This window comes from Pseudomonas sp. RtIB026 (assembly GCF_016861355.2).
Classification (GTDB): Bacteria; Pseudomonadota; Gammaproteobacteria; order Pseudomonadales; family Pseudomonadaceae; genus Aquipseudomonas; species Aquipseudomonas peradeniyensis.
The window spans coordinates 968,512-981,195 of sequence record NZ_AP023348.2 but is presented as its reverse complement, the minus strand read 5'-3'; the positions used below and the strand labels follow the sequence as shown (position 1 = coordinate 981,195).

At 59.4% G+C, this 12,684-nt stretch carries 13 protein-coding genes; 7 read left to right on the top strand and 6 right to left on the bottom strand.

Features of this window, described 5'->3' with window-relative positions:
- The first annotated feature begins 99 nt into the window (after positions 1-99).
- The 6 genes from PRtIB026_RS04465 (at position 100) to PRtIB026_RS04440 (ending at position 4,015) form a co-directional block, all read left to right on the top strand.
- The gene (locus PRtIB026_RS04465) at positions 100-798 is read left to right on the top strand and encodes an HNH endonuclease signature motif containing protein (RefSeq protein ID WP_203648630.1); all 699 of its coding nucleotides are present in this window, start codon (positions 100-102) and stop codon (positions 796-798) included.
- 1 nt (position 799) lies between these two features.
- Positions 800-1,198 (top strand): hypothetical protein, encoded by a 399-nt coding sequence (locus tag PRtIB026_RS04460; protein WP_203648632.1) that lies wholly within the window; start codon positions 800-802, stop codon positions 1,196-1,198.
- Positions 1,199-1,893: 695 nt separating this feature from the next.
- A complete protein-coding gene (nirK, locus tag PRtIB026_RS04455; RefSeq protein WP_203648634.1) occupies positions 1,894-3,039 on the top strand; it encodes a copper-containing nitrite reductase in 1,146 nt (381 codons plus the stop codon).
- Between the two features lie 77 nt (positions 3,040-3,116).
- A complete protein-coding gene (locus PRtIB026_RS04450) occupies positions 3,117-3,329 on the top strand; it encodes a DUF3079 domain-containing protein (RefSeq protein ID WP_203648636.1) in 213 nt (70 codons plus the stop codon).
- Between the two features lie 79 nt (positions 3,330-3,408).
- On the top strand, positions 3,409-3,657 hold the full coding sequence (locus PRtIB026_RS04445) for a type II toxin-antitoxin system Phd/YefM family antitoxin (RefSeq protein WP_203648638.1): 249 nt from the start codon (positions 3,409-3,411) through the stop codon (positions 3,655-3,657).
- Positions 3,658-3,667: 10 nt separating this feature from the next.
- A complete protein-coding gene (locus tag PRtIB026_RS04440; protein ID WP_186712059.1) occupies positions 3,668-4,015 on the top strand; it encodes a type II toxin-antitoxin system RelE/ParE family toxin in 348 nt (115 codons plus the stop codon).
- 202 nt (positions 4,016-4,217) lie between these two features.
- Here the strand turns inward: PRtIB026_RS04440 and PRtIB026_RS04435 are convergent, their stop codons facing one another.
- From PRtIB026_RS04435 to PRtIB026_RS04415, 5 genes are all read right to left on the bottom strand, one after another.
- On the bottom strand, positions 4,218-4,631 hold the full coding sequence (locus tag PRtIB026_RS04435; RefSeq protein WP_203648640.1) for a type II toxin-antitoxin system HicB family antitoxin: 414 nt from the start codon (positions 4,629-4,631) through the stop codon (positions 4,218-4,220).
- Between the two features lie 17 nt (positions 4,632-4,648).
- The gene (locus PRtIB026_RS04430; protein ID WP_050703388.1) at positions 4,649-4,840 is read right to left on the bottom strand and encodes a type II toxin-antitoxin system HicA family toxin; all 192 of its coding nucleotides are present in this window, start codon (positions 4,838-4,840) and stop codon (positions 4,649-4,651) included.
- Between the two features lie 529 nt (positions 4,841-5,369).
- Entirely contained in the window at positions 5,370-6,395 is a 1,026-nt protein-coding gene (locus tag PRtIB026_RS04425; RefSeq protein ID WP_203646634.1) for an IS110 family transposase, read from the bottom strand.
- A gap of 329 nt (positions 6,396-6,724) precedes the next feature.
- Positions 6,725-7,270 carry a phosphonate degradation HD-domain oxygenase gene (locus tag PRtIB026_RS04420; protein ID WP_203648642.1) on the bottom strand — a complete coding sequence of 182 codons (546 nt, stop codon included), beginning with the start codon at positions 7,268-7,270 and terminating at the stop codon, positions 6,725-6,727.
- A 72-nt stretch (positions 7,271-7,342) separates the two neighbouring features.
- The gene (locus tag PRtIB026_RS04415) at positions 7,343-8,398 is read right to left on the bottom strand and encodes a haloacid dehalogenase-like hydrolase (protein ID WP_203648644.1); all 1,056 of its coding nucleotides are present in this window, start codon (positions 8,396-8,398) and stop codon (positions 7,343-7,345) included.
- A gap of 247 nt (positions 8,399-8,645) precedes the next feature.
- On the opposite strand from PRtIB026_RS04415, the gene PRtIB026_RS04410 reads away from it, so the two are divergent.
- Positions 8,646-10,037, top strand: a complete 1,392-nt coding sequence (locus PRtIB026_RS04410) for an L-cystine transporter (RefSeq protein ID WP_203648646.1) — start codon at positions 8,646-8,648, stop codon at positions 10,035-10,037.
- Between the two features lie 153 nt (positions 10,038-10,190).
- Here PRtIB026_RS04410 and PRtIB026_RS04405 read toward each other — a convergent pair whose 3' ends face one another.
- Positions 10,191-12,587 carry a TonB-dependent siderophore receptor gene (locus PRtIB026_RS04405; protein ID WP_420713654.1) on the bottom strand — a complete coding sequence of 799 codons (2,397 nt, stop codon included), beginning with the start codon at positions 12,585-12,587 and terminating at the stop codon, positions 10,191-10,193.
- Positions 12,588-12,684 lie beyond the last annotated feature (97 nt).

The window sequence follows — 12,684 nt, the reverse complement described above, 5'->3', positions numbered from 1 at the left end:
AACGGCTAATGATTTCAGAAGTATGGATATTTTCTAAAACTCCCTCTACTATTTCAACAAAATGGAGCACACCAAAAACCAAAATTAGAGCTATCTCACGTGGCTATCACTGAAAAAACTATCAAACTACTGTGGTCTAACGCTGCAGGCCGATGCTCATTCCCCGAATGCAAAGAAAAATTAACTGTCGAACAGGCTGCGGAATTTGCACCACATACATTAGGTGAGATGGCGCATATCAAAGGCAGAAAAAAAGGCGCGAGCAGATACGATGCTAACCAATCCGATGCCGATAGAGATGATTATAAAAATTTAATTCTCCTATGCCCTACTCATCACACCCTAATTGACAAAAAAGAGAATGAAGCAAAATTTTCCGTAGAAGTTTTACTGGAAATGAAAATCTGTCATGAGACCTATATCTCCAACAGATTAAGCGCCATAAAATATTCTAGCTTAGATGAACTTAAAGACAGCATCTGCATTTATCTTTCAGAAAACCATCAGTCTTGGCTTCAGTATGGCCCGCTCTCAGAAATCGCTAAAAGGAATCCCCATAGCGATACACTTTATGCCCTTTGGCTGTCTGAACGACTAACAACAATTGTCCCCAACAACAGACTAATAACCACACTAGTCAAGGACAATCAAACCCTTTTCCCAAGGCCTGACCAGCGTACAGTAGCGAAATTCTTGACACACGCTTCAAGTTATGAAAAATGGGTGCAAGACGAGATTCCTTATGAGGCTGTCCTGAGGTTTCCCGCGGAGTTCGAACAACTTATCATGGAGAGTTAAAATGTCTGCTCAAAACAAAAGCTTCCCTTGGATGAGCCATTACGAGGAATACAATTTCTTTGAAGAGCGCATGCGAGAGCACAGTAAAGTATCCAGCTTGAAGAACATACAAGACGGACTTTATGAACTGACACTTAGAAACGGAAGCACTTTAAAAGTTTTCATTTGCGAATGTTATAGTTATGGAGTTGCTGAATATGAAGAAACCATACAAAAACTTGGTCACTTAGATGCAATCATCATCAACTCCAACTGGTGCGGCTATTCGGCTGATGCAAAACTATATTGCCGAAAAAGGTCAGTAGGACTTTTCAAAATTCGTGACTTCATGGCTGCACTGAATCTCACACGTCACTGGGAATACTTGACAGATTACGAGAGAGAAAAACTTGCTATATGATCAGTTTCTCTGAAGAGGAGCTTCTCATTTACGGATTCGGCTCATATTTCAATGGTAGAGCCGAATATAAAGATATAGATCTACTTATACTCCATGAAAGCATTGATAAAAAATCTTGCACACTCGCGATAAACCTCAAGGAAGTACTTAGCACTCAACTGAATCTTTCCCACATATCGATACTTTCGAAAAGTGAAGCCGCGCAACTATCATTTATAGAAAAAAGCAGATGCATCCTAATTGGATCAGTGCCATCCAACGCCATGCATAGCGGAGCTAAATCGATAATAGACAAAATCAAATCACTTCATCCTGCCCCCAAAATAATCATGGCGATCAGGACATTTAAATAGTGAGCCGATCAGCTTATGCGATATTACCGCCCTGTAAAGCTCAGCACCTCAGCTCACTTCACCGGCATAACTCGCAGGGCTTGAAGTAGATAATACAGGGTACTTTATGAGGTACTCCGCACTCTACTGACAGAGAGAGTGTTTTAAATCAAAAAGATAGAATCGCATTCGACTCCTGGTGCCGCACCACCTCAAAGCCTCGACGAATGTCGGGGCTTTTTCGTTTCAGCCCCTGCGACACATTGCCCACCCTCTCCACTTCTTGTTCTCCCTCAATAAACCACACATTCAAAGCGGCTATTCCTGTGCCCGACGGCTTTCGTCGACTTAAGGAGAAGTCCCATGAACGAGCAACAAGGCGTGTCCCTGACCCGGCGCGGCATACTGGCCGGTACCGTGTTGCTGGGCGTCGGCGCCTCGGCGCTTGGCAGCGGCCTGGCAAAGGCCGCGACCGCCGTGCCGGGCCAGGCCCCGGCGGTGGACCTGGCGAAACTGGAGCGCGTCGGCGTCGAGCTGGTGGCGCCGCCGCAAGTCCACGCCCATACCCATCGCGCCGAGGGCAAGCCGCGGATCGTCGAGTTCCGCATGGTCATCGAAGAGAAGGAGCTGGCCATCGACACCGCCGGCGCCTACATCCACGCCATGACTTTCAACGGCTCGGTTCCCGGCCCGCTGATGGTGGTGCATGAGGGTGACTACGTGGAACTCACCCTGGTCAACCCGGCCAGCAACAGCATGATGCACAACATCGACTTCCACGCCTCCACCGGCGCCCTCGGCGGCGGCGAGCTGACCCACGTGAAGCCCGGCGAACAGGTGATACTGCGCTTCAAGGCCGACCGTGCCGGGGTGTTCGTGTATCACTGCGCACCGGGCGGGGCGATGATTCCCTGGCATGTGGTGTGCGGGATGAACGGCGCGATCATGGTCCTGCCCCGCGACGGCCTGAAAGACCCAGAGGGCCAGCCGTTGCGCTACGACAAGGTCTGGTACATCGGCGAGCAGGACTACTACATCCCCCGCGACAAGGACGGCAAGTACAAGCGCTACGCCAACCCCATGGCCAGCTTCGGCGACATGAGCCAGCTGATGAAGGGGCTGGTGCCCAGCCATGTGGTGTTCAACGGCAGCGTCGGCGCCCTGACCGGCAAGCAGGCGCTCACCGCCAAGGTCGGCGAGACCGTGTTGATCGTTCATTCCCAGGCCAACCGCGACACGCGCCCGCACCTGATCGGCGGCCACGGCGACTATGTCTGGGCCTCGGGTAAGTTCGCCAACCCGCCGCAGCGCAACCTGGAGACCTGGTTCATCCCCGGCGGCGCGGCGGGCGCGGCGCTGTACACCTTCCGCCAGCCCGGGTTGTACACCTACCTCAACCACAACCTGATCGAAGCGGTGATGCTCGGCGCCGCCGCGCATGTGCAGGTCGAGGGGCGCTGGAACGACGACCTGATGAAACAGGTGCAGGCGCCTGGGCCGATCAGCTAGCGGCATTGACCCCGATCAAGCCCCTTGGCCATGCGCGGCATAGCCTGAGCGCAGGCATTCACTTCATGGAGGGAGACATGGCCAAGCGATTTCCCAACAACCCCAGCCATCCCGAACGGATCTGCTGGGGCTGCGACCTGTACTGCCCGGCCAAGGCGCTGGCGTGCGGCAACGGCGCGGACCGGACCATGCATCCGGTGGAGTTGTTCGGGGAGGATTGGAACCAATTGGATGATCGCCTTGACAGGCCAATCGACAGCCATGTGGATCGCCCATCGAATACTGGCTGACGCGGCTTGCCAGACCTACGGTCTTGATTCAGTCTGAATTTGGACTACGATGCATTCCACTGCACTCGAGGACACTCAGATGAGAGTCGAAACTATCAGCTACCTGAAGCGCCATGCCGCAGACCTCGACCTGGAAGAGCCCATGGTGGTCACCCAAAATGGCACACCCGCGTATGTGATTGAATCCTATGCAGATCGCAAACGTCGCGACGAAGCCATCGCCCTGGTCAAGCTTCTGGCCATGGGCTCACGCGAGTACGCTCAAGGCAAACACAGCTCTGCGGACGATCTCAAGGCGCGTCTTTCCAGGAAGTTCGCCGAGGACTAAGCGATAACGCATGGCCAAGCCAAGTATTCGTTTCACCGACTCCGCGTCACAAAGCCTTGAGGACCAGGTTCATCATCTGGCGGTCTACAACGGCGCCGCGGCAGCACTCGACACGATCACCAACCTGATCGATGCCATTGAGCACAAGCTCTCGATGGCCCCCGCCGCCTATCCCATCAGTCCTCAGGCCAGCGAGCTGGGCGTGGCGCACTACCGGGAACTGAATCTTGCGGGTTACCGTGTGTTCTACGAGATCGTCGAGGACGGGCGAGTGGTGGCCGTGGAGCTGGTCGTGAGGCAGAAGCAAAGCATCGAGCAGGCGCTTGTCCGTTACTGCCTCATCTATCCCCTGGCCTGACACATGCAGTCACTTGATCGCCAGTTGAGGCTGTCACAGGTGTCGCCGGTCAATGGGTACTTGGCCAAGGCGTTGCAGATCGCATAGTCCGACCAGTGCGGTTTGGGGCTGAGCATCGCCCAGCTTATCGCGACCAATCCTGGCAGCGAGCTGCTGCTGGAGTACCGACAGTGTGCGACTGCCCTTGGATGCAAGCCGCTGATCACTTGCAATCACCCTGCAAAATCCTCAGCGCCGCCTCGGCCAGGAAACCCGAGCGACTCTTGTGCTCCGGGTGGTTCTGCACATACGAATCGATGCGGGTGAGCAGGTACGCCGGCAGTGTGATGTTGAGCTTCTCGGCCTTGCCCAGGTAACGGGTGATGTCTATATCGATCAGCGCCCAGGTACAACCGGCATAGGACGGATTGGCTGCGTGTACGCTGACCAGGCTGGCCTTGGGGATCTCCTGCTGCTCCTGGGCCAGCAGTTCGAGGTGGCCTTCGATGGCTTCGCGGGCCATGGCGATGGCGTTGTCGAGGTCTTCGCCGGCCGAGAAACAGCCCGGGATGTCAGGGACTTCAACACCCCAGGCGTGTTGATCGTCACCGGGGAGAATCGCAATGGGGAACAACATGGTGATGGGTCTCCTCGTCAACTGGCATAGCCGATCCGCGCCTGGCGCAGGATGCTGGCCGCAGTGGCCGGCAGCAGGTCTTTCTTTGGGTGCGGGATGGTGACCAGGCCTGGCTTTTCGGGATGCTTGAAGTGATGGTGGCTGCCTTTCGAACGCACCAGATACCAGCCATCCGCCTCGATCACTGAAATCATTTCACGGCTGTTCATGAACCCATTCCTTGGGCTGGCCGCTCGGTGGTTAGTATAACCACCGAGCGGCGTTTATCAACACCATACCCACTATTGCGACGAGTGGGCTGCCAGGAAGGGAAGTATGGTAAGAGGCACAGCATGAGCATCTGGAGAAGTGATGCGGGATCTTGCGGCCAAGCCTTTCAGGGTCTTTGACCGAGCGAGGGCCTTCAGGTGTCTGCCGTTACCCTTGCAGCGCCTATCAGATCGAGCGCCGCCCGCGCGGCGCATCGCGGCACAAGGCCGCTCCTACATCTATGGTTACCCCCATTTCTGCAATACTGTACTGAGATGTGCGTGAGTTTGGTTTGCGTCAATCTATACGGCGTCGTGTGGGAGGTTGGTCCCGCGCCTCGATGAAAATCGCGCCCGACGAGCCTAGATATTTGTTCGGCTTCTGAAGCCGAGTAGGAGCTCAGGTTGATCGCCAGGCCGGTATACCGTTCACGTCATCTGTGTGCAGCATCGCAAAACCAGGTGGGTTGTTACTCGTGTGTCTGCAGGGTCAAGCGTTCATGGCGCTTGACCCTGCATCAAATTCGCTGTGGTGTGCCGTGATGGCCCAGGCGATTCGGGCCAGTTTGTTGGCGATAGCGCACACCACCAGGTTGGGGTGGTGAACACGTAGCAAGCCACGTACCCAGTCCGCCAGCTTGCCGGTTTTGCGCTCCAGCCCAATCAGATAGACCCTCGCGCACTGGATCAGCAGTCGTCGCTGATTGCCGTCGCCCCGCTTGCTGATTCGCCCCAGGCAAGGTTTGCCGCCTGTCGTGTGCTGCCTGGGAACCAGGCCTATGGAGGCTGAATAATTTCGCCCACAGCGGAACTGCTTACCATCACCCAATTCCGCAGCCAGGGCGGTAGCGGTGATCGGGCCAATACAAGGTATCGACATCAAACGGGAAGCAAGATCATCGCTAACGGCCTGGCTATGCACTTCCTTGTCTAGAGCCTTGATCCGATCATCGAGATAGCGGAAGTGGGCATGTAGGTCCAGCAACAGCTTCTTGATCAACGGTGAGAAGGTACTGTCGTCCAGCAGAATGGGGAGCTCCCGGACCGCCTTGAAGGTGGGTGCCAAACTGACCCCCACCTCGAGCAAATAAGCGTGGATGCGGTTCATGGTGGCAGTACGGTCTCTGATGAAGCTGTCGCGCAGTGAATTGAGCATCGCCAGCGCCTGCTGGGCCTCGGTTTTGGGAGGCACGAAGCGCATCTGATCGCGGGTTGCCGCCTCACCGATAGCGGCAGCATCGGCAAAGTCATTCTTGTTGCTTTTCACGTAGGGGCGAACGAACTGTGCGGGAATAAGTTTGGGCGTATGACCCTGTCTCGTCACCTCTCGCGCCATGAAATGAGAGCCACCACAGGCCTCCATCGCCACCGTACAGGGCGCAAGATTGGCAAGGTGGCGGATGAGTGACTCACGGTTGAACCTGCGGTGATAGAGCTCATGACCCCGATCATCCTGAGCGTGTACATGGAAGCTCAACTTTCCCAGGTCGATGGCGATGATGGCGACAGTGTTCATGGCGTTGCACTCCGATAGGCACCCTGTGAAAGCTTAGAGGGCTGACACAGGGTGGGGCGGGGGTAGCCATTTCATTATTTGTTGCAACGTGCTGAACCTGCCAGGCCATGGTTGCCTGCCTTGGTGCATGTCTTGGGATGGGTGAGGCGGCAGTGGCGCCCACGCTGAAACCGAGTCGTTACAACAAGGCGGACCAGGTAATGGCACAGGATTGACTGGCCCGAAACAGATGTAGGAGCGGCCTTGTGCCGCGATGCGCCGCGCGGGCGGCGCTCGATCTGATAGGCGCTGCAACTCTAACGCCGAACACCTTGAAAACAACGAATCGATCAAAGCACCGCCAGCGCCTTTTTCTTCAGCACCTCCAGATCCATCACCGGCACCCCGGTCAGCTTCGCCATCTCGTCCCACTCGCGCAGACGCAAACTCACCCGGAATAGAGGATCGGCCTCGAACGCGTCGGCTTCGTCGTCGTTCATCACCCCGCCCTGGTACGCCAGCGTGCGCCGGCTGGCCTCGCTCAGGCGATCGTAGTAACCGGGCTGGCGCAAGGTCAGGTAGCGCTTGGCCTCGACGTGATACTGCACCAGCCGCGCCAGTCGCTCGCTGAAGCCGCAGCGGCGCAGGTACTCGGCACCGATACGTTCATGGCTGACGATGCCATAGCCGCCCATGTCCTCGCCCTCGCACAGGTGGCCGATGTCGTGGAAGAAGGCGGCGAGGACCACTTCGTCGTCGTAGCCCTCCTGCATGGCCAACTGGGCGGCCTGGGACATGTGCTCGATCTGGGTGATGGCTTCGCCGATGTAATCGGCACTGCCGTGGCGCTCGTAGAGGGCGAAGGTGTCGCTGATGATCTGGGTGGGTGTGGGCATTGTGCCTAATCCTGACTGACCTGGTCTGTCGCTATCGCGGGGCAAGCCCCGCGACAGGGCCATGACGACTTGTTACTGAATCTGCTCCGGCGTCACGATCACCCAGTTCTTGTCCGCAGTCACCGGCAACCCTTCCCTGGCCTGGGCCGCCGCGTTCTTGGCGATCATGCCGTTCAACTGGTCCATGTACTTGGCCTTGCGATTTATCCACAGGTGGATGCCGCCTTTGCCCACATCCACACCATGGAATTGCATGTAACCATCGCTGGTCGGGGTATCGCCGCCCACCAGCACCGGCTTCTTCCACTCATCGATGTAAGTGAGGATGGCCGCCTGCTTGCCGGCCATCCAGGTGGCCGGGGTCCACAGGTACGGGGTCAGTTCCAGGCCTTCATTGGCCTTGGGATCGTACTGCCCCGCAGTGATCTGCTTGCGCGCCGTGGTCAGCTGGCCACTGGCGCGGTCCTTGAGCAGCAGGCTCACGCCGATCACGTTCTGCGGTTTGACGTTGTAGCCGTACTTGGGATCGGCGGCGACCATGCGCACCAGCTCTTCGGAGGCCGCGGAAATCACATAGACCTCGATGCCGTTCTCCATCAGCTTGTTGTACAGCTCGGCCTGGCCGGTGAACACCTTGGGCGGTTGCACCTCGATGGTCTTGACCTGATCCCCCTCGAAATAGGTGCTGGGGATCGGCTTGCCCGAAGCCATCAGCTCGTCGACCTGCTGCTTCAGCTCCTTGAGGGTGAAGCCCGAGAACACCTGGGCCACCCACGGGTAGCAGACCATGTCATCGAGCTCGCACAGGCGGTAGTAGTAGCTGAACAGGCTCTCCTTGTGCTCGGCGGTGTCCTTGAACGGGATCAGCTTGAGCGAGGGGTCGAGCTTGTCGCGGGTCAGCAGGCCCTTGTTCTCCATGAACGGCAGAAGCGCTTCCTCGAGGTCGAAGCGGTAGCTGGTGTTGTCCATGTCGAACACCGCGTAGTTACCCTTGTTGGCGTTGGCGGCAATCATCGCGTCGAGCTTCTGCGCGGCCTCGGCCGGCCAATGCTTGAGCTCGGTGGCCGCCCAGCTGCTGGCGCTCAGCAACAGGGCCAGGCCGCCGGCAAGGATTCTCGGAGCAGACATCATGTGCGGTTCTCCAAAAGACGTGGCCGCTCAACCCTAGACCTGATTTGTGACAAACAGGCATGCGTGAGCGACCCCGAGACAACCGCAAACGTCATGTTCATTGCCAAAAACGACCAGACGTTATTCCATAAACGACTATGCAAATTACTTTTAGGTATAAATTCGTTTGTTTTCAGGCTGTTAGCATTTCCGTTCGTAATCGCTCACAGAGGCGATGCCTCTTCCGCCTTTTCCTGGAGCTTCAATGAACCTGCCGCTGTCACTCAACCTGCTGGCGTTCCTGGCCCTGCTGCTGGGCCTGGCGCAAACCCGCCGCACCGACTGGAGCCTGGCCAAGAAAGTACTACTGGGCCTGGTGCTGGGCGTGGTGTTCGGCCTGGTCCTGCACACGATCTATAGCGCCGGCCACCCGGTGCTCAAGGCTACCCTCGGCTGGCTCGACCTGGTCGGTAACGGCTATGTCGGCCTGCTGCAGATGATCGTCATGCCGCTGATCTTCGCCTCGATCCTCAGCGCCGTGGCGCGCCTGCACAACGCCTCGAGCCTGGGCCGGATCAGCGTGCTGAGCATTGGCGCCCTGCTGCTGACCACCGCCATCGCCGCGCTGATCGGCATCGTCCTGACCAACCTGTTCGGCCTCAATGCCGAAGGGCTGGTGGCCGGTGCCCAGGAAAGCGCCCGCCTGCAAGCCATCCACAACGACTACGCGGGCAAGGTCGCCGACCTCAACATCCCGCAACTGCTGCTGTCGTTCATCCCGACCAACCCGGTGGGCGACCTGGCCCGGGCCAAGCCGACCTCGATCATCAGCGTGGTGATCTTCGCCGTGTTCCTGGGCCTTGCCGCGTTGCAACTGATCAAGGACGACAAGGACAAGGGCGAGCGCGCCCTGTCGGCCATCGATGTGCTGCAGGCCTGGGTGATGCGCCTGGTGCGCCTGGTGATGAAACTCACCCCCTATGGCGTGCTGGCCTTGATGACCAAGGTGGTGGCCAGCTCCAACCTCGAGGACATCCTGAAGCTGGGCAGCTTCGTGGTGGTGTCGTACATCGGCCTGGGCCTGATGTTCGTGGTCCACGGGGTGATCCTGGCGCTGACCGGCGTCAGCCCCCTGCGCTTCCTGCGCAAGGTGTGGCCGGTACTAACCTTCGCCTTCACCAGCCGCTCCAGCGCCGCCAGCATTCCGCTGAACATCGAGGCGCAGACGCAACGCCTGGGTGTGCCGCAGTCGATCGCCAGCTTCAGCGCCTCGTTCGGCGCGACCATCGGCCAGAACGGCTGCGCCGGGCTGTACCCGGCGATGCTTGCGGTGATGGTTGCCCCGGCCGTGGGCATCAATACCTTCGACCCGCTGTGGATCGCCACCCTGGTGGCCATCGTCACCCTGAGCTCGGCCGGTGTGGCCGGCGTGGGCGGCGGCGCGACCTTCGCCGCGCTGATCGTGCTGCCGGCCATGGGCCTGCCGGTGGAACTGGTAGCCTTGCTGATCTCGGTGGAGCCGCTGATCGACATGGGGCGTACGGCGTTGAACGTGAATGGTTCGATGATGGCGGGGGTGGTTACCAGCCAGTTGCTCAAGCAGACTGATCAGCAGGTGCTGGCCGGCGACGAGCATGCGGAACTGAGTCACTCCTGAGATATTGTCGGGGGCGCTTTGCGCCCCTTTCCGGCCGGTCCGACGCCTCGGCGAGGCCGCTCCTACAGGGGGTATGCGATCCCTGTAGGAGCGGCCTCGCCGAGGCGTCGGACCGGCCGGAAAGGGCTGCAAAGCAGCCCCGACGATCCAGGCTCAGTACGCCGCCCGCAACGACAACGTGAAGTTGCGCGGCTCGCCATAGAAGTTCGAGCCCCACGCACTGTCCACGCGCTCGTAGTACACCCGGTCGAACAGGTTGTTGGCGGTCAGCGTCGCCGACAGATGCTTGTTGAAGCGATACCCCACCTGCGCCGTGGCCACGCTGTAGCCGCCCTGGACGAAGTCCACGCCATTGCGCGTGTAGTAGGTGGAACTGACCACCCGCACGCCGCCACCGACACTGAACCCTTCCAGCGGCCCATCGGCGAACGCATAGCGCGTCCACACGTTGAAGTTGTGCTTGGGCGTGATGCTGATGCCCTGATAGTCGGCCTGGCGCCCCGACTCCAGGCGGGTGAAGGCGTAGCCGGTGCTGACGCTCCAGTTGTCGGTCAGGTTGCCGGACAGCTCGGTTTCCCAACCCTGGCTGCGCACCTTGGCCTGGGCCTCGTAGAACGGCGTCTGGCCGATCTGCTGGGCGCGATTCTCGTCGTAGATGCGAAACACCGACACACTGCCGTTCAGGCGACCGTCGAAGAACTCCCGCTTCAGGCCCAGCTCGTACTGCTTGCCCTCGCGCGGCTCCACCGTGCTGTTGCCGCCGGCCATCTGCGTCTGTGGCTTGTAGACGGTCGTGTAGCTGGCATACGCCGACAGCTCTGGGGTGAGCTTGGCGACCAGCGCACCGTAGGGGATCACCTTGCGCCGAACGCTGCTGTGTGGGTCGGAGAATTCGTTGAAGAACGGGTTGGCGTTGTGGCCATCGCTGTCGAACCAGATCACCCGGCTGCCGAGGATCACATCCAGCCAGTCGTTGGCGCTGACCTTGGTGCGTGCATACAGCCCGTACTGGTTCGACTTGGACGAGTTGCCGTTGTCCATCACGTAGTCGATCCTGGGGATATCGATGCTGCCCGGGTCGAACACGTTGATGTCGAACCACTCCCGGCCACCGTAGCGAAAATCCTTGTCCACATGCTGGTAGTCGGCACCCACGGTCAGCTCATGGGTTCGCCCGAACGCCTCGAACGGCCGCGTCACGAAGCTGTCCAGGCCCAGGGTCTTGATGTGGGTGTAGTAGTTGTAGGCCACCGCCGAGCTGGCACCGGTCTCGGGGTTCACCGAACCATCGGTCCAGGTGAAGTCGCGCGTTGGCGTCTCGGCGTCGCGGTAGGTCAACGAAGTCTTGAACTGGCCGCCGTCGTCCAGCGCATGATCGACCTCGAAGAAGCTTTCCCAGACCCGCTCGTCCAGTTCGTTCCACTTGGCGTCGACGAAGGTCGAGCGCTTGACGTCGAGCAGCTTGCCGCTGTCGTAGGCCGGCAGGCCGAACGCGGGCACCGACTTGTTGCGCTGGTAGGCGCCGCCCAGGGTCAGGGTGGTGGCCGGTGACAGGTCGTATTCCAGGCGCCCGTACATCATCGGGCGCTCGTTCTGGGCGTAGTCGACGAAGGCCTGGTTGTTCTCGTAGGCGGTGATGAAGCGCCCGCGCAGGCTGCCGTCGCTGTTCAGCGGCCCGGTGACATCCACCGTGGAGTGGTAGCGGTCATAGGTGCCCGCCGACAGCTCGCCGGACAGGGCGAACTGCCCCAGCGCCCGCTTGCGCACCAGGTTGATGGTCCCGCCGGGCTCGCCCGCGCCCTGGTACAGGCCGGACGGCCCGCGCAGCACTTCGACACGGTCGTACATCGCCAGGTCGAAGGCCGTGGCCATGTCGCCCTGCCCGGTGGGCTGGGTGACACCATCGACCTGCACCATGTCGACCGGGAAGCCGCGCATGTACACGTCATTGAGGTTGGAGCCGGTGTTGTAGCTCTTGATCGTGGTGCCGGTCACCTGCCGCATGGCATCTTGCAGGCTGTTCATGTTCTGGTCGTCCAGGCGTTGGCGGGTCATCACCGAGACCGACTGCGGGATATCCTTGAGCTTCTGCTCGCCCTTGCCGATGGTCAGCGCACCCGTGGTGTAGGAACCCGAACCTTCGGTGGTGGCGCCCAGCTGGCTGCTGTCGATCTTCACCGCACCCAGTTGCAGTGGGTTGTCGCCCGAGGTGCGCTGGCGCTCCAGGGTGACGCTGTCACCGTCGATGTAGGCGGCGCTCAGGCCGGTGCCCTGAAGCAGGCGGGCCAGCGCCTGGTCCTGTGGATAACTGCCGCTCAGCCCCGATGAGCGCAGACCCTGGGTGAATTCGCCCGGTACCAGGACCTGGATCCGTGTGACCGCACTGAAGGCCGCCAGGGCCGAGTCCAGCGACTGCGCCGGAATGTCGAAACGGTAGACCTGCGCCTGGGCGGCGGCCTGGGCCTGGGCCTGTCCAGGTCCGGGCAGCGCGGTGCTGCCAAGCGCGATGGCCAGGCCGAGCACGGCCCGAGTGGCGGTGGTTTTCATCAGTGAGGCTCCCCGAGATCGTTCAAGTCATCGACTGGCGCGGCACTGTCTGAGAGTGCTTATTATTTGCGCCTACGAAATCAAGGACGTCGGTCGAGCG